This is a genomic window from Pseudomonas sp. ADAK21 (assembly GCF_012935735.1).
In the GTDB taxonomy this organism is placed as follows: domain Bacteria; phylum Pseudomonadota; class Gammaproteobacteria; order Pseudomonadales; family Pseudomonadaceae; genus Aquipseudomonas; species Aquipseudomonas proteolytica.
The window spans coordinates 4,198,898-4,215,133 of sequence record NZ_CP052857.1; the positions used below are offsets into that span (position 1 = coordinate 4,198,898).

General features: G+C 58.3%; 21 protein-coding genes. 14 read left to right on the top strand and 7 right to left on the bottom strand.

Going from position 1 to position 16,236, the window contains the following annotated elements:
* Positions 1-107: 107 nt before the first annotated feature.
* On the bottom strand, positions 108-302 hold the full coding sequence (gene csrA, locus HKK57_RS19080; RefSeq protein WP_007920550.1) for a carbon storage regulator CsrA: 195 nt from the start codon (positions 300-302) through the stop codon (positions 108-110).
* A gap of 247 nt (positions 303-549) precedes the next feature.
* On the opposite strand from csrA, the gene HKK57_RS19085 reads away from it, so the two are divergent.
* Positions 550-924: an SPOR domain-containing protein gene (locus HKK57_RS19085; RefSeq protein WP_169390562.1), complete on the top strand. Its 375-nt coding sequence runs from the start codon at positions 550-552 to the stop codon at positions 922-924.
* A 37-nt stretch (positions 925-961) separates the two neighbouring features.
* Here the strand turns inward: HKK57_RS19085 and HKK57_RS19090 are convergent, their stop codons facing one another.
* The 3 genes from HKK57_RS19090 to HKK57_RS19100 form a co-directional block, all read right to left on the bottom strand.
* Positions 962-1,651: an endonuclease gene (locus HKK57_RS19090; RefSeq protein ID WP_070995073.1), complete on the bottom strand. Its 690-nt coding sequence runs from the start codon at positions 1,649-1,651 to the stop codon at positions 962-964.
* A 4-nt stretch (positions 1,652-1,655) separates the two neighbouring features.
* The gene (locus HKK57_RS19095; RefSeq protein WP_029294216.1) at positions 1,656-1,907 is read right to left on the bottom strand and encodes a DUF1654 domain-containing protein; all 252 of its coding nucleotides are present in this window, start codon (positions 1,905-1,907) and stop codon (positions 1,656-1,658) included.
* 238 nt (positions 1,908-2,145) lie between these two features.
* Positions 2,146-3,234, bottom strand: coding sequence for an asparaginase (locus HKK57_RS19100; RefSeq protein WP_029294218.1), 1,089 nt, complete (start codon positions 3,232-3,234; stop codon positions 2,146-2,148).
* A gap of 516 nt (positions 3,235-3,750) precedes the next feature.
* Here HKK57_RS19100 and HKK57_RS19105 point away from each other — a divergent pair.
* Genes HKK57_RS19105 through HKK57_RS19135 form a run of 7 tightly spaced genes read left to right on the top strand, consistent with a single transcriptional unit; the run spans position 3,751 to position 10,717 of the window.
* Positions 3,751-4,710, top strand: a complete 960-nt coding sequence (locus tag HKK57_RS19105; protein ID WP_169390563.1) for a sugar ABC transporter substrate-binding protein — start codon at positions 3,751-3,753, stop codon at positions 4,708-4,710.
* Between the two features lie 58 nt (positions 4,711-4,768).
* Positions 4,769-6,322, top strand: a complete 1,554-nt coding sequence (locus tag HKK57_RS19110; RefSeq protein ID WP_104910597.1) for a sugar ABC transporter ATP-binding protein — start codon at positions 4,769-4,771, stop codon at positions 6,320-6,322.
* Positions 6,319-7,296 carry an ABC transporter permease gene (locus HKK57_RS19115; protein ID WP_070995071.1) on the top strand — a complete coding sequence of 326 codons (978 nt, stop codon included), beginning with the start codon at positions 6,319-6,321 and terminating at the stop codon, positions 7,294-7,296. The genes HKK57_RS19110 and HKK57_RS19115 overlap by 4 nt, the downstream gene beginning before the upstream one ends.
* Before the next feature lie 3 nt (positions 7,297-7,299).
* Positions 7,300-8,322 (top strand): LacI family DNA-binding transcriptional regulator, encoded by a 1,023-nt coding sequence (locus HKK57_RS19120; protein WP_070995070.1) that lies wholly within the window; start codon positions 7,300-7,302, stop codon positions 8,320-8,322.
* 22 nt (positions 8,323-8,344) lie between these two features.
* The gene (gene rbsK / locus HKK57_RS19125) at positions 8,345-9,262 is read left to right on the top strand and encodes a ribokinase (RefSeq protein WP_169390564.1); all 918 of its coding nucleotides are present in this window, start codon (positions 8,345-8,347) and stop codon (positions 9,260-9,262) included.
* Positions 9,259-9,660, top strand: a complete 402-nt coding sequence (gene rbsD, locus HKK57_RS19130) for a D-ribose pyranase (protein ID WP_029294231.1) — start codon at positions 9,259-9,261, stop codon at positions 9,658-9,660. Before rbsK ends, rbsD begins: the two co-directional genes overlap by 4 nt.
* 28 nt (positions 9,661-9,688) lie before the next feature.
* Complete coding sequence (locus tag HKK57_RS19135) at positions 9,689-10,717, top strand: nucleoside hydrolase (RefSeq protein WP_169390565.1); 1,029 nt, start codon at positions 9,689-9,691, stop codon at positions 10,715-10,717.
* Between the two features lie 19 nt (positions 10,718-10,736).
* Here HKK57_RS19135 and HKK57_RS19140 read toward each other — a convergent pair whose 3' ends face one another.
* Positions 10,737-10,949 carry a hypothetical protein gene (locus HKK57_RS19140; RefSeq protein ID WP_029294233.1) on the bottom strand — a complete coding sequence of 71 codons (213 nt, stop codon included), beginning with the start codon at positions 10,947-10,949 and terminating at the stop codon, positions 10,737-10,739.
* Positions 10,950-11,084: 135 nt separating this feature from the next.
* Between HKK57_RS19140 and HKK57_RS19145 the strand changes: the two genes are divergently transcribed.
* Both HKK57_RS19145 and HKK57_RS19150 read left to right on the top strand, forming a co-directional pair.
* Positions 11,085-11,390 carry a hypothetical protein gene (locus HKK57_RS19145; RefSeq protein ID WP_029294235.1) on the top strand — a complete coding sequence of 102 codons (306 nt, stop codon included), beginning with the start codon at positions 11,085-11,087 and terminating at the stop codon, positions 11,388-11,390.
* Between the two features lie 148 nt (positions 11,391-11,538).
* Positions 11,539-11,859 carry an I78 family peptidase inhibitor gene (locus HKK57_RS19150; protein WP_029294237.1) on the top strand — a complete coding sequence of 107 codons (321 nt, stop codon included), beginning with the start codon at positions 11,539-11,541 and terminating at the stop codon, positions 11,857-11,859.
* Positions 11,860-11,926: 67 nt separating this feature from the next.
* On the opposite strand, the gene HKK57_RS19155 is transcribed toward HKK57_RS19150, so the two are convergent.
* Together HKK57_RS19155 and HKK57_RS19160 are read right to left on the bottom strand one after the other, a co-directional pair.
* Complete coding sequence (locus HKK57_RS19155) at positions 11,927-12,139, bottom strand: cold-shock protein (protein WP_007905882.1); 213 nt, start codon at positions 12,137-12,139, stop codon at positions 11,927-11,929.
* Positions 12,140-12,428: 289 nt separating this feature from the next.
* Positions 12,429-12,740, bottom strand: coding sequence for a hypothetical protein (locus HKK57_RS19160; RefSeq protein ID WP_029294244.1), 312 nt, complete (start codon positions 12,738-12,740; stop codon positions 12,429-12,431).
* Positions 12,741-13,090: 350 nt separating this feature from the next.
* Between HKK57_RS19160 and thrS the strand changes: the two genes are divergently transcribed.
* From thrS to rplT, 4 genes are read left to right on the top strand one after another with little or no spacing between them, the layout of a single operon-like run.
* Positions 13,091-15,013 carry a threonine--tRNA ligase gene (gene thrS / locus HKK57_RS19165; RefSeq protein ID WP_029294245.1) on the top strand — a complete coding sequence of 641 codons (1,923 nt, stop codon included), beginning with the start codon at positions 13,091-13,093 and terminating at the stop codon, positions 15,011-15,013.
* The gene (gene infC / locus HKK57_RS19170; protein WP_169851780.1) at positions 15,013-15,564 is read left to right on the top strand and encodes a translation initiation factor IF-3; all 552 of its coding nucleotides are present in this window, start codon (positions 15,013-15,015) and stop codon (positions 15,562-15,564) included. Before thrS ends, infC begins: the two co-directional genes overlap by 1 nt.
* A 60-nt stretch (positions 15,565-15,624) precedes the next feature.
* Positions 15,625-15,819, top strand: a complete 195-nt coding sequence (gene rpmI, locus HKK57_RS19175) for a 50S ribosomal protein L35 (RefSeq protein ID WP_002553160.1) — start codon at positions 15,625-15,627, stop codon at positions 15,817-15,819.
* A 29-nt stretch (positions 15,820-15,848) separates the two neighbouring features.
* Entirely contained in the window at positions 15,849-16,205 is a 357-nt protein-coding gene (rplT, locus tag HKK57_RS19180) for a 50S ribosomal protein L20 (RefSeq protein WP_003174975.1), read from the top strand.
* Positions 16,206-16,236 lie beyond the last annotated feature (31 nt).

A 16,236-nucleotide genomic window follows, 5' to 3' on the forward strand; every position in this document is an offset into this window, starting at 1 on the left:
GGCTGGGCCTGGCGCGAATGCTGCGCTGATCACGGAATACCGTAGACAGGCCAAGAGGCTTTCGCCAGCCGTTACAGGGGACGAGCGGGCTGGCTACTGGGAGGGCTTCAAGGTGTTTCGCGTTTGTCCGGTGCAGTCAGGCCTGCCTGGATGCGCTGGTAAATCTCTTCGCGATGCACGGCAACATCTTTGGGAGCATTGATGCCGATTCTTACTTGCTGGCCGCTAACGCCCAGAATGGTGATCGTAATGTCATCACCGATATTTATGCTTTCACCGACTTTGCGGGTGAGTATCAGCATGGACTTCTCCTTGATTGCTTTGAAGGACGCATGTTCTAACAGGGCGGATGTCGGTTGCGTGTAGCTTACTGTGAAGCGCTTCCCTGTGGCTGCCTCTTTTAGGACGCATGGAGGCGGCATTAATTCCCATGGCGCCATCATACAGGTCTGGGAAACATCCTTCGCAATGTTTAAGCCAACGTTTATGACGGCCAGAATAGGCAGCGAATGATAAAGTTGCCTCTTTGATCATTAAAGGGGCAGGGCAGTGCGTAAAGTAGCGATGGCAATTGTGGTATTGGCGTTGGCCGGATGCGGTGAAGGGCCCAATCTCGACACCCCCCGAGACAAAGCTGAAGCCGCCAAAGCCCAGGCGCCTGCGGTTGCCGCTGTGCAGTGGGATATCCTGGTGCGCTCGCCCGACAACAAACTGCAGGCGCTGACCGACCTGACCGCCTGGTTGCTGGAAAACGGCTTTACTTTCTATCTGGCCAAGGAAGACGGCAAGGACCTGGTGCTGTTGGGACCATTCGCCAGCAAGGCCGAGGCCGAGGCTCGCCAGGTCCAGTTGCAGGAAAGGCTGGTGAAAAAGAAGAAGACCGACGCTGAGTCGCAGGTGATCGAGCACAAGGCCCGCCAGTAACAAGGGGGTTGGCGGGATCGGCGGATCCCGCTCGCGTTTATCCGCAGGCCTTGAGGTTCACCGGGCCGACGAACTCGTTGCCGCGCCCCATCACGCATGCCACGGTTTGATTGCGCTGGCGCTCCCAAGGCTGCACGGGATAGGTCCGGTTCCAGGCTTCATACAACTGGCGGTCCTGTTTCGACAGGCGCAGACCGTATTGTTTACTCATGTAAAAGTAAGTCCGGGCAATCATGCCGCGGATAGATGGCCTGGGCATGACCTTCTTGGCCTTGAAGTCCACTTGAGTCAGGCATGAACCGTATTGCCCGCTCTGCACTGGCAACCAGCCAAAGCTGAAGTTGTTGCGATCGCCATTGACCTCGCCGATGCTCGGTACCAGGTTGTGCAGGTCGGCTTCCGCGCGCTTGAAGACAGTATCGGTACGCGTGCAGTTTTTGCGTCCGCCGTCTTGCCAGCACTGGCGTTGATGCCCGATCTGCCATGCGGGGACAATATGCTCCCACTCGATGCGCGCGGCCCGGTTCGCGTTTTTACGTGGGATGTAGCCGCAGGCTTTCAGGTCTACCCGGTTACCCGTGTATTTGCAGCCGCAATAAAACTCCGTGGATTGCGGAGCGTAGAGTTTCCAGGCGATTTTCTTGGCTTCACTGAAGGTGCGTGGGGCTTGGGCGTGGGCGGCGGTGGCAAAAAAAATACATAACAGGGCGATAAAACGGACACTCATTGACTCAATCTTCCTTCGGCACGACCCAGAAAATCTGCACCCCACCATCATCGCGATAGGCGAGGGTGACGTTGTCGTTTTCTGCGATTTCCTCCAGTAGTCGTGCCCATTCGTCCTCTGGTTCCTCGGGCAGGCGAAAAATCAACGCGGCTTTGTTTTTTTGGGCGTTGGTGGAGTTGATGATTTTTTGCACGCGGATCGCCAGGCGTTGGTAGGCGTCGGGAGGTGTTGGTGTTGCAGCGGAGGGCTTGGCCACGGAGGAGTCCTTAGTTAGCTGTACGAACATACAGTATTTAACTGTGAGAAAATTCGCAACTGCTTAAAATCCAAGAAGTCTGTGTGGCGGCAAATTTATGAAAGGCAGGAATGTTTTTTATAGGGGCCGGCTTACCGGCGATAGGGGGATGTCAGTCAATGATGCAACATCAGGTAGACCGCTATCGCTGGTAAGCCTGCGCCTACAGCGATAGCGGCGTATCGGTTACCGAGTGGACTCAGTATTCCCAGAAGATGCGCTGCAGTTCCTTGCTGTCCTGGGTCTTGGTCAGGGCGACCATAGCCAGGATGCGGGCTTTCTGCGGGTTCAGGTCATGGGCCACGACCCAGTCGTACTTGTCGTCAGGCTGTTCGGCGTTGCGCAGAACGAAACCGCCGGCATTGACGTGGGAAGAGCGAATGATCTGTACGCCTTCCTTACGCAGTTCCTGCAGGGCAGGCACTACCTTGGCCGGTACCGAGCCATTGCCGGTGCCGGCATGGATGATGGCTTTGGCGCCAGCCTGGGCCAGGGCTTTGTAGGCGGTGTCGCTGACGTTGCCATAGCCGTAGGCAATTTCAACATCCGGCAGGCTCTTGATGTTCTTGATATCGAACTCCGAGCCCATGGTGTGACGCTTGGCTGGCTGGCGGAACCAGTAGGACTTGCCCTCTACAACCATGCCCAGTGGGCCCCAGGCGCTTTTGAAGGCCTCAGTCTTGATGTTGATCATCTTGCTCACGTCGCGACCCGACTGGATCTCGTCGTTCATGGTCACCAGTACGCCTTTACCGCGTGCGTCCTTGCTGCCGGCTACGGCCACGGCGTTGTACAGGTTCAGCATACCGTCGGCGGACATGGCAGTGCCCGGGCGCATGGAGCCCACGACGACGATTGGCTTGTCGGTCTTTTCCACCAGGTTGAGGAAGTAGGCGGTTTCTTCGAGGGTGTCGGTGCCGTGGGTGATCACGATGCCGTCCACGTCCTTGCTGTCGGCAAGTTCGGCGACACGACGACCCAGTTGCAGCAGGTTTTCGTTGGTGATGCTCTCGGAAGCAATCTGCATCACTTGCTCGCCACGCACGTTGGCGATCTGGCTGAGCTCGGGAATGCCGGCGATCAATTGTTCGATACCGACCTTGGCCGCCTGGTAGGTGGCGCTGTTGGCCGCGCTGGCGCCAGCGCCGGCGATGGTGCCGCCAGTGGCCAGTACCACCACGTTGGACAGCTTGGTCTTGGATTCAACTTCCTTGGCCTGGGCGGCAACCGGGAAGAGCAGCAGCAGGGCTAAGGCGCCCGGAACAAAGTTCTTGAGTGCAGATTTCATTATTTTTCTCTCTAGTTTTGATGAGTGCATGTGCAGGTTCATCCAGAACACCCCGGGCTGCGCTGAGCACCACAAGGTGCTGATTAAGAGCAGGATTTGTACCAGCGAGATTTTGTTTGAGGATTGTTTTTAACCTGCTGATTTAAAACAATTTTTTAACGTTGTGTGATTTTTTGGCTTCAGCTCGCGTCCGAATTTCCGAACGCTGGCGGCTTCGGCGTTCGGTTGTCCGAAAATCATTCCGGAAAAATCAGCAAGACGCTTCTGAAATGCGGCCGCAGGTCTGTCGTTTTAGAGAACGATCGCCTAGCCCGGATGTTTAGGCACGCGGGGGTTGGGCTGTAGGGCAGGAAGTAGAGCGTGCACGGAAAAAGCCCGTTTCTTTCGTTGACAAAATTCAGCCTTATTCGCATAGTTTGTTTAGCGCAAACGTTTGCGAGATGTTTCACGAGCACTCCGTGAGTGAGGTGAAGCTGCAGGCGTTGCTCAAAATAATCATAAGATCGGAGTGAACCCATGAAGCTGCCATTCGCTGGACGTTTGCTTGCTGCCACTGTCCTGGCTGCTGCATCCGCTGCCCTGCCTCTTTCCTCTGCATTCGCTGATGACAGCGCCGCCAAACCCAAGGTCGGCCTGGTGATGAAGTCCCTGGCCAATGAGTTTTTCGTCACCATGCAAGACGGTGCCAAGGACTATCAGAAAGCCCATGCCGCCGATTTCGACATGATCACCAACGGGATCAAGAACGAAACCGACACCTCGGCCCAGATTGATATCGTCAACCAGATGATCCTCGCGAAAGTCAACGCAATCGTCATCGCGCCCGCCGACTCCAAGGCCCTGGTCAACGTACTGAAGAAAGCCTCCGATGCCGGGATCAAGGTGGTCAACATCGATAACCGCCTCGACCCTGAAGTGCTGAAAAGCAAAAACCTCGAGGTTCCCTTCGTAGGCCCGGATAACCGCAAGGGTTCGCGCCTGGTCGGCGAGTACCTGGCCAAGCAACTGGCGAGCGGTGACAAGGTCGGGATTATCGAAGGTGTGCCGACCACCACCAACGCCCAGCAACGCACCGCCGGCTTCAAGGATGCGATGGATGGGGCGGGTATGAAGATTGTCTCCGTGCAGTCCGGTAACTGGGAGATCGACCAGGGCAACAAGGTCGCGGCTGCCATGTTGAGCGAACACCCAGACCTCAAGGCGCTGCTGGCCGGTAATGACAATATGGCCCTGGGTGCCGTTTCTGCGGTACGTGCGGCAGGCAAGGCCGGCAAGGTCCAGGTGGTTGGCTACGACAATATCGCCGCGATCAAACCGATGCTCAAGGACGGCCGCATCCTGGCCACCGCCGACCAGGCGGCTGCGCAGCAAGCAGTGTTTGGTATCCAGAACGCGCTGAAGCTGGTCAAGGGTGAAAAAGTCGAGTCCGTGGATGGCGTGATCGAAACGCCGGTAGAACTCGTCCTCAAGCAATAATCCCTGGCTGCGCACTACAGCGCCCGTTCACGTCGAGCGGGCGCCTGGAGATTTTCCTATGTCATCTTCCGCACCGACCACTGTCCTCTCGGTCAGCGGTATCGGTAAGACCTATGCCCAGCCTGTCTTGTCTGACATCACCCTGACGCTCAATCGCGGCGAGGTGTTGGCACTGACCGGTGAGAATGGCGCGGGCAAAAGCACCCTGTCGAAGATCATCGGTGGCCTGGTTACACCCACCACCGGGCAGATGCAGTTCAACGGCCAGGACTATGCCCCGGCCAGCCGCACCCAGGCGGAAAAGCAGGGGATCCGCATGGTGATGCAGGAGCTCAACCTGCTGCCGACCCTGACCGTAGCCGAAAACCTGTTCCTCGATAACCTGCCCAGTCGTGGTGGCTGGATCAGCCGCAAGCAACTGCGCAAGGCCGCGATCGAGGCCATGGCACACGTGGGGCTGGATGCCATCGACCCGGACACCCTGGTTGGCAGCCTGGGCATCGGTCATCAGCAGATGGTCGAGATCGCCCGCAACCTGATCGGCGACTGCCATGTGCTGATCCTCGACGAACCGACGGCAATGCTTACCGCCCGTGAAGTCGAGATGCTGTTTGAGCAAATCACCCGCCTGCAGGCTCGGGGCGTGGCAATTATCTACATTTCCCATCGCCTGGAAGAGCTGGCCCGCGTGGCACAGCGCATTGCGGTGCTGCGTGACGGCCAACTGGTGTGTGTCGAGCCAATGGCCAACTACAACAGCGAGCAACTGGTCACGCTGATGGTCGGTCGCGAGTTGGGCGAGCACATCGACCTCGGCCCGCGCACCATTGGCGCGCCTGCCTTGACGGTCACGGGCCTGACCCGTTCGGACAAGGTCCGGGATGTGTCCTTTGAGGTGCGCGCCGGTGAGATCTACGGCATCTCCGGACTGATCGGTGCCGGTCGCACGGAGTTGCTGCGCCTGATCTTTGGTGCCGACCTGGCCGACAGTGGCACGGTGGCCCTCGGCTCGCCGGCCCGGGTGGTGAGCATTCGCTCGCCGGTGGATGCGGTAGGGCACGGCATTGCGCTGATCACCGAGGATCGCAAGGGCGAGGGCCTGTTGCTCAGCCAGTCCATCAGCGCCAACACGGCCCTGGGCAATATGGCCAAGGTGTCCAGCGCCGGCCTGGTCAATGGGCGTGATGAAGCGGCGCTGGCCAAGCGGCAGATCGACGCCATGCGCATCCGCAGCTCCAGCCCCGCGCAATTGGTGTCCGAGCTGTCGGGCGGCAATCAGCAAAAGGTGGTGATCGGCCGCTGGCTTGAGCGCGATTGCGCGGTGATGCTGTTCGACGAGCCGACCCGTGGCATCGACGTCGGCGCCAAATTTGATATCTATGCGCTGCTTGGCGACTTGACCCGTCAGGGCAAGGCGCTGGTGGTGGTGTCCAGCGACTTGCGCGAGCTGATGCTGATCTGCGACCGCATCGGCGTGCTGTCTGCCGGACGCTTGATCGAAACCTTCGCGCGTGACAGCTGGACCCAGGACGAATTGCTTGCCGCCGCGTTTGCCGGCTATCAGAAACGTGATGCGTTGCTCAACGAAGCAGCGCCCAGGACAACCCCATGAAAACAGCAACTCCAACCGCAAAAGCCGGCGGCAATTTCTACGGCCTGGGCACTTACCTGGGCCTGGCAGGTGCCTTGATGGCGATGATTGCGCTGTTCTCGGCCCTGAGCAGCCACTTTTGGTCCTATGACACCTTCAGCACCATCGCCAACCAGATTCCCGACCTGATGGTGCTGGCGGTCGGCATGACGTTCATCCTGATCATCGGCGGCATCGACCTGTCGGTGGGTTCGGTGCTGGCCCTGGCAGCATCTGCGGTCAGCGTGGCGATCCTCGGCTGGGGCTGGAGCGTAGTCCCGGCGGCGTTGCTCGGCATGGGCTGTGCGGCCCTGGCCGGGACCATCACCGGTTCCATCACCGTGGCCTGGCGTATTCCGTCGTTCATCGTGTCCCTCGGCGTGCTGGAAATGGCCCGTGGCGCGGCCTACCAGATGACAGGCTCGCGCACCGCCTATATCGGCGACTCCTTCGCCTGGCTGTCTAACCCGGTGGCATTTGGTATCTCGCCATCATTCATCATTGCCTTGCTGGTGATTATCGTTGCCCAGGCGGTGCTGACGCGCACAGTGTTCGGTCGCTACCTGATTGGTATCGGCACCAATGAAGAAGCTGTGCGTCTGGCGGGGATCAATCCAAAACCCTACAAGATCCTGGTGTTCAGCCTGATGGGGCTGTTGGCCGGTGTGGCGGCACTGTTCCAGATTTCCCGCCTGGAAGCGGCCGACCCGAATGCCGGCTCCGGCCTGGAGCTGCAGGTGATTGCCGCAGTGGTGATCGGTGGCACCAGCCTGATGGGCGGGCGTGGTTCGGTGATCAGCACGTTCTTTGGGGTGTTGATCATTTCTGTATTGGCAGCCGGCCTGGCGCAGATCGGCGCGACCGAGCCGACCAAGCGCATCATTACCGGCGCCGTTATCGTGATTGCCGTGGTGCTGGACACCTACCGCAGCCAACGCGCAAGCCGGCGGGGTTGAGACATGGCAACCATCAAGGATGTGGCGGCGCTTGCGGGCATTTCCTACACCACGGTTTCCCATGTGGTGAACAGGACGCGCCCGGTCAGCGAGCCCGTGCGGCTCAAGGTCGAAGCAGCGATCAAGCAGCTGGACTATGTACCCAGCGCAGTCGCCCGTTCGCTGAAGGCCAAGACCACCGCGACCATCGGCCTGTTGGTGCCCAACAGCCTGAACCCGTATTTCGCGGAGCTGGCCAGGGGCATCGAGGATTACTGCGAGCGCAATGGCTACTGCGTGATCCTGTGCAATTCCGATGATAACGCCGATAAACAGCGCAACTATTTGCGGGTGCTGCTGGAGAAGCGCGTCGATGGCCTGATCGTTACCTCGGTTGGTGGCGATGACAGTGGCCTGGCGACTGGCCTCAAGGCGGTACGCACGCCCATGGTCATTGTCGACCGGGGCCTGGAGGGCGTCGATGTGGATCTGGTGCGCATCGATCATGAGCAGGGCGCGTACCTGGCGACCCGGCATTTGCTGGAGCTGGGGCACCGGGATATCGCCTGTATCGGCGGACCGGCGCACACGCGTGTCGCGCAGATGCGCCTGGCCGGCTACCAGCGGGCGTTGCAGGAGGCCGGTGTGGCGGTTCCTGCCAGCCGCGTATTGGAAAGTGATTTCACCAGTACCGGTGGCTATGCGGCGGCGGTGCAGTTGCTGGCGGATAATCCGCCCAGCGCGATATTCGCCGGCAACGATATGATCGGCTTCGGTGTGCTGCGTGCGGCCGCCGAACGCAACCTGCGGGTGCCCGCCGAGCTGTCGGTGATTGGTTTTGATGACATTCAAATGAGCCGCTATGTCTACCCCGCGTTGACTACTGTGGGCCAGTCGATCCTGCAATTGGGGGAGATGGCGGCGGAGTTGTTATTGCGACGGATTGCGACACCGCAATTGCCGGCTGACCAACGCATTGTCACGCCGAGCATTGTCTTGCGTGAGTCAACGGCGCCGTTGGCTGGCGTGTTTGCCTCAAACCGCTGAACGAATTGATGAGTATTGATGTATGCCAGCAAAAGTAGTGGTAGTAGGCAGCCTGAACATGGACCTGGTGACCCGCGCCAGCCGGCTGCCTCGCGGCGGTGAAACCCTGGTCGGCCAGTCATTTGCCACCGTGCCAGGTGGTAAGGGCGCCAATCAGGCGGTCGCTGCGGCGCGTCTGGGGGCTGAGGTTGCGATGATCGGCTGCGTGGGCAGCGATGCCTATGGCGCCCAGTTGCGTGACGCGTTGTTGGTGGAGGGGATCGACTGCCAGGCCGTCAACGAGGTAGAGGGCTCCAGCGGTGTTGCGCTGATTGTGGTGGATGACAGCAGTCAGAATGCGATCGTGATTGTGGCTGGCAGCAACGGCCAACTGACACCCGCGTCGCTGCTGGCGTTCGACGCTGTGCTGCAGGCGGCCGAGGTGATTGTCTGCCAGCTCGAAGTGCCCATGGACACTGTGGGGTATGCCCTCAAGCGCGCTCGCGCACTGGGCAAGACGGTGATCCTCAACCCCGCGCCCGCCAGCGGGCCGTTGCCGGCAGACTGGTACGCGGCGATCGACTACCTGATCCCCAACGAAAGCGAAGCATCGGCCTTGAGCGGTGTGCCGGTGGATTCGCTGGACGCGGCCAAGGTCGCGGCTACGCATCTGCTAAATGCCGGTGCGGGCAAGGTGATTGTGACCCTGGGCTCGCAAGGCGCGCTGTTCGCCGATGGCCAGGGTTTCGAGCATCTGCCGGCGCCCAAGGTCCAGGCGGTGGATACCACTGCGGCGGGCGATACCTTTGTCGGCGGCTTTGCCGCAGCACTGGCCAACGGGCAGGACGAGGCAGAGGCCATACGTTTTGGCCAGGTCGCGGCGGCTCTGTCGGTCACCCGTGCCGGGGCGCAACCCTCCATTCCCACATTGCATGACGTTCAAGGCTTTGCTCGCCCATGAAAAAGACTCCATTGCTCAACATTGCCCTGTCGCGGTTGATTGCCTCCCTCGGCCATGGCGACATCCTGGTGATCGGCGATGCCGGCCTGCCGGTGCCTCCGGGGGTGGAGTTGATCGATCTGGCGCTGACCCAGGGCATTCCCGATTTCATCAGCACCCTGCGCATTGTGCTCACGGAGATGCAGGTTGAAAGCCACGTGTTGGCTGAGGAAATCCTGCACAAGCAGCCGCCGGCGCTGGCTGATCTCAACGCGCTGGACCCGCACGACCTGGGTGAGCGCCGCCTGCTCAGTCATGAAGCGTTCAAGCAGCTCAGCCACAAGGCGCGCGCGGTGGTGCGTACTGGCGAGTGCCAGCCCTACTGTAATATCGCGCTGGTGTCTGGCGTGACTTTCTAGCATTTCCCACAATGACAAGGAGTGCGTCATGCAACATAGAATCTCAACCCTGCGACACCTGTTTCGGAGTGTGCTGCTTTTGTCCGTGCTAACTGCTGCAAGCGCCCAGGCGGCGGAAAAAATCGACCTGATCATTGATACCGATCCGGGCGCCGACGATGTAGTGGCATTGCTGTTTGCGATGGCCTCGCCACAGGAGCTGAACATTCGTGCGTTGACCACGGTGGCCGGCAATGTGCGCCTGGACAAGACCTCGCGCAATGCGCGACTCGCCCGTGAGTGGGCAGGGCGCGAGGAGATCCCTGTGTATGCCGGCGCGCCGCAGCCGCTGCTGCGCACGCCGATCTATGCCGAGAATATTCACGGCAAGGAAGGCATTTCTGGTGTGACCGTGCACGAGCCGAAAAAAGGCCTGGCCGACGGCAATGCGGTCGACTACTTGATCAGCACCCTGAGCACCGCCAAGCCCCATAGCATCACCATCGCCATGCTCGGCCCGCAGACCAACCTGGCTCTGGCGCTGACCCAGGCGCCGGAAATCACCCAGGGCATCAAGGAAGTGGTGGTCATGGGCGGCGCGCACTTCAATGGCGGCAACATTACCCCGGTGGCCGAATTCAATCTGTTTGCCGATCCGCTGGCGGCTGAAATTGTCCTTAAAAGTGGCGTCAAACTGACCTATCTGCCGCTGGACGTGACCCACAAGATACTGACCAGCGAGGCGCGCCTGAAGAAGATCGCCGACCTGAACAACAACGCCAGCAAGGTGGTAGGCGATATTCTCAATGAATACGTCAAGGGCGATATGGAGCACTACGGTATGACGGGCGGCCCGGTGCACGACGCGACCGTGATCGGCTACCTGCTCAAGCCCGAACTGTTCACCGGACGTCAGGCCAATATGGTGATCGATAGCCGCGAAGGCCCGACGTTTGGCCAGACCATCGTCGACTGGTACGACGGCCTCAAGCACGACAAGAATGTGTTCTGGGTTGAAAACGGTGATGCCCAGGGCTTTTTCGACCTGCTCACCGAACGCCTGGCGCGCCTTGAGTAAGGCACCTGCCGGTTGGTTGCTATTCGCGTAGCGGGTCTTCGACCCCCATATGGTCGGCCGGGTATTTCTCGAATATCTGGCCGATAAAGGCCTGTGCGGCCTGGGTGCCCAGTTCCTTGACCAGCAGGTCGATGCCGATGATTGCCAATTCTTCCGGGCTGCCTGGGCTGTAGGAGCTTTGCCCTTGAGGCCACTTGGCTTTGATATCGGCATTGATGGTAACGATGGTCATCGGGTTCTCGCGGTTCGCAAAGGCTGGACTGGCGCGCAGAGTTAACCATTTTGCGCCGCGTTTGGCACTGCTACTTAGGCATGAGGTGAGCGCTGTGCGACACTGGTGCCCTGTTTAATTGTCAGGACAAGCCACGTGCACATCGATTTGACCAACCCCAAGAGCCTTACATTGGAAGCCGTTCGCCAAATGATTGCCAGTGCCAGCGACGACCAGCACACCCAATTGCGTGTGACCAAGGCCGGTATTGCCTATATCTCCTCCTGCGTGGTGGGAGGGATGGAGGTCAACGGGCTGTTGTTCCGCCTGGAAACATGGGCTGCAGGGTCGGGCTACGTGGGCAGGGTGGCGGCCAGTGATGAGGTGTGGGTGACGCAGATTTATAACGCGCTGAAACAGAACTGGCCAAACCCGCCCTTTGACTACATCGACATCTACTGACACTTGTTCATATCTGGTGACGATTGATTCATCAGGCCGTGGCGCTGAGTCAGGCAGACTCGCTTACGGCCAATTGTGACAATTCTGAAACCAATTGGCCAAATCACGGTCGCACGATCTCTGTCCATTTTTTATCAAAGGAGGCTTCATGCCTTGGAAGCTCGCATCATTCGGTACCTTGTTGGCGGCAGCCGTCCTGGCGGGCTGCAGCACTGCGGGTACCTCTGAGCCGGCCAAAGACACGGCTGCGGCTGAGCCTGTTCATACACGCTGCGAATCGAAGGCTGCAGAGTTTGCGGTCGGCCAGAAAGCTTCGCCGCAATTGCTGGAGCAGGCCCGTACCCGTGCGGGTGCGCAGAATGCACGCATTCTCAAGCCCAACGATATGATCACCCTCGAATACCGCTCCGATCGCCTGAACCTCAATACCGATGACAACCTGGTGATCACCCGCGTCAATTGCGGCTAAAAACGCTTTTGCATCACCCATAAAAAACCCCGTCACATGGACGGGGTTTTTTTGATTGGCGTAGAGATTACTCTGCGCGAACCTGTGCAGCTTGCATACCCTTTTGGCCTTTCTCAGCCACGAAGGAAACGGTTTGGCCTTCTTTCAGGCTTTTGAAACCGTCGCTTTCGATAGCTTTGAAGTGTACGAACAGGTCGTCACCGCCACCTTGAGGAGTGATGAAGCCGAAGCCTTTTTCATCGTTGAACCATTTAACGGTGCCGGTTTGGCGATTAGACATGGTGTATCTCCAAGAAACATATATTTTCAGTAGTGCTGTGCTGCTCAGGCCAACTGGGCACACTGGGCTATCATAGTCGAAATGTTCGGCTTGGGAGCCCCCCCAAGGCACTGTTTGCTAATCAATCGCGTCTTCTTCAGTGCCATGGCTGGCTGTAAGCCCCGGTTTACGGGGCTTGAGCACGAAATATCAGCTAGTAAAAAAAGCCGTAAAAGCTGTGTAAATTGTGCGAAATAGCAGTTTTCAGAGGGTTTTCAGGCCATTTTGGTGGGCTGATTTCTCGCCACGCTTACTTTTTCTTCACGACCTTGCAGGACGAAATAGCCGCGACTGCTTTGTTTTTTAGCTCCGCGCTGGCGTTCTGGTTAGTCATCAGTTCCTTGATTTCCGCCGTGCTCAATTCCGCGTTGATTTTGTCTGCGCCGCATTCGCAATGGGCTTTGGCGGTTTTGGCATCAACGTTCTGGCTGGCGGCGGCGCTGCAGTCCTGTACGAAGCTATCGCGGGCACCAGCGGGCCAGTTGGAGGGGGCGGCGGCTTGAGCGCCAATGGAGAACAGGGCCAGGGAAGCGGCAAGGGCGAAGATCGAGGTGCTGCGCATGGTGAGATGCTCCTTGAGTCGATAGGACGGACGGCGATTTTCAGTGTGTTTGAGGCCTGTCGTACAGCCCAAGTTCACTTTTGGCTGCAAAAGTCTGGGGTTTGTCGCTACCAGGCTGCAGGGGCGCGCCATGACCGTTCATCTGTGCTAGCATCCACCGCCTGGCTTTTTCTTGCCAGGTTCCTTTTTGTTTAACTCCAGTCACTCTGGTTCGATTATCGGTTGGCCGAAAGGCTCCTGCCGCTGTAAGGCAGGCGTTCAGCAATGAGCGGCCTGGTGTTGGATCTTGTACTGGCTCATCCCAACCCACGTGACCTTTGGTAGGGGTCACCACTAGGAGAGGAGGCGCCATGCCAACTATTACTCTTCCCGACGGCAGTCAACGTTCATTCGATCATTCGGTTTCCGTAGCCGAGGTCGCCGCATCCATCGGTGCAGGCCTGGCCAAGGCCACCGTAGCCGGCAAGGTCGACGGCAAGCTGGTTGACGCCAGCGACCTGATCACCACCGATGCCAGCCTGCAAATCATCACGCCCAAGGATCAAGAGGGGCTGGAGATCATTCGCCACTCTTGCGCGCACTTGATTGGCCATGCGGTCAAGCAGCTGTATCCAACCGCGAAGATGGTGATCGGCCCGGTCATCGACGAAGGCTTCTATTACGACATCGCCTACGAGCGTCCTTTCACTCCGGACGACCTGGCGGCCATCGAACAGCGCATGCATGCACTGATCGAGAAAGATTACGACGTCATCAAGAAAGTCACGCCGCGCGCCGAAGTGATCGACGTGTTCACCGCCCGTGGCGAGGACTACAAGCTGCGTCTGGTGGAAGACATGCCGGACGAGCAGGCCATGGGCCTGTATTACCACGAAGAATATGTCGACATGTGCCGTGGCCCGCACGTGCCGAACACGCGCTTCCTCAAGTCGTTCAAGTTGACCAAGCTGTCCGGTGCCTACTGGCGCGGGGACGCGAAGAACGAGCAATTGCAGCGCATCTACGGCACCGCCTGGGCTGACAAGAAGCAGTTGGCCGCCTATATCCAGCGCATCGAAGAAGCCGAAAAACGCGACCACCGCAAAATCGGTAAGCGCCTGAACCTGTTTCACCTCCAGGAAGAAGCGCCGGGCATGGTGTTCTGGCACCCAAACGGCTGGACCCTGTACCAAGTGCTTGAGCAGTACATGCGCAAGGTTCAGCGCGAAAACGGCTACCTGGAGATCAAGACTCCACAGGTCGTCGATCGCAGCCTGTGGGAGAAATCCGGGCACTGGGCCAACTATGCCGACAACATGTTCACCACCCAGTCGGAAAACCGCGACTACGCCATCAAGCCGATGAACTGCCCGTGCCACGTACAGGTGTTCAACCAGGGCCTGAAGAGCTACCGTGAGTTGCCGATGCGCCTGGCCGAGTTCGGTGCCTGCCACCGTAACGAGCCATCGGGTGCGCTGCACGGCATCATGCGCGTGCGCGGCTTCACCCAGGATGACGCCCACATCTTCTGCACCGAAGAGCAGATGCAGGCCGAATCCGCCGCTTTCATCAAGCTGACCATGGACGTTTATCGCGATTTCGGCTTTACCGAAGTGGAAATGAAGCTGTCCACTCGTCCGGAAAAACGCGTTGGCTCCGACGAATTGTGGGATCGCGCCGAAGCTGCACTGGCCGCAGCGCTAGACAGTGCGGGCCTTGCGTACGATCTGCAGCCGGGCGAAGGCGCCTTCTACGGGCCTAAGATCGAGTTCTCGCTGAAAGATTGCCTTGGCCGTGTCTGGCAATGTGGTACCTTGCAGCTCGATTTTAACCTGCCGATCCGTCTGGGAGCCGAATACGTCTCCGAAGACAACAGCCGTAAACACCCGGTTATGCTGCACCGGGCGATCCTCGGCTCGTTCGAGCGGTTCGTCGGGATCCTGATCGAGCACTACGAGGGCGCGTTCCCTGCGTGGCTGGCTCCGACCCAGGCAGTGATCATGAATATCACTGATAAACAGGCCGATTTTGCCGCTGAAGTGGAAAAAACACTCAACGAAAGCGGATTTCGTGCCAAGTCCGACTTGAGAAATGAAAAGATCGGCTTTAAAATCCGCGAGCATACTTTGCTCAAGGTTCCCTATCTTTTGGTTATCGGAGATCGGGAAGTCGAGATGCAGACTGTCGCTGTGCGTACTCGTGAAGGTGCTGACCTGGGCTCGATGCCCGTCGCCCAGTTCGCTGAGTTCCTCGCGCAAGCGGTTTCCCGGCGTGGTCGCCCAGATTCGGAGTAATTATTATTAAGCGTGAAATGAGACAAGATAAACGAGCTGCACCGAAAGCCCCGATCAACGAGAATATCTCGGCACGCGAGGTTCGGTTAATTGGGGCTGAGGGTGAGCAGCTTGGGATTGTGTCAATTGAAGACGCGCTTCTTAAGGCTGAAGAAGCCAAGCTCGATTTGGTGGAAATTTCCGCCGATGCTGTACCGCCTGTCTGCAAGCTGATGGACTACGGCAAATCGATCTTCGAAAAGAAGAAGCAGATTGCCGCAGCCAAGAAAAACCAGAAGCAGATCCAGGTTAAAGAAATCAAGTTTCGTCCAGGGACGGAGGAAGGGGATTACCAGGTAAAACTGCGCAACCTGGTACGTTTCCTGAGTGATGGGGACAGGGCCAAGGTATCCTTGCGATTCCGCGGCCGTGAGATGGCCCACCAGGAGCTGGGTATGGAACTCCTCAAGCGGGTTGAAGCTGACCTGCTGGAGTACGGTTCCGTCGAACAGCATCCTAAGATGGAAGGACGCCAGCTGATCATGGTCATCGCCCCGAAAAAGAAGAAGTAATCAATAGGGCACGGCAGGCCTTCTGATTATGTTTATCAACTGAATGCGGAGTATCCGAACATGCCAAAGATGAAGACTAAAAGTGGTGCTGCTAAGCGGTTTCTGAAAACTGCTAACGGTATCAAGCACAAGCACGCTTTCAAGAGCCACATCCTGACCAAAATGTCGACCAAGCGTAAGCGTCAACTGCGCGGTAGCAGCTTGCTGCATCCGTCTGACGTGGCAAAAGTCGAGCGCATGCTGCGCCTTCGTTAATTTTGGATCAAGAATAGAGGAAGTAACTCATGGCTCGTGTAAAGCGTGGCGTCATTGCCCGTAAGCGTCACAAAAAAATTCTGAAACTCGCTAAAGGCTACTACGGCGCGCGTTCACGCGTATTCCGTGTTGCCAAGCAAGCGGTAATCAAGGCAGGCCAATACGCCTACCGTGACCGTCGTCAGAAAAAACGTCAGTTCCGCGCTCTGTGGATCGCTCGTATCAACGCTGGTGCTCGTGTTAACGGTCTGTCCTACAGCCGTTTCATCGCTGGCCTGAAAAAAGCGTCCATCGAAATCGACCGTAAGGTTCTGGCTGAACTGGCCGTGAACGAAAAAGCGGTGTTTGCTGCGATTGTCGAGAAAGCTAAAGCCACCTTGGCTTAAGTACCCCCGACAGTCACCCTGGGCTACTCCG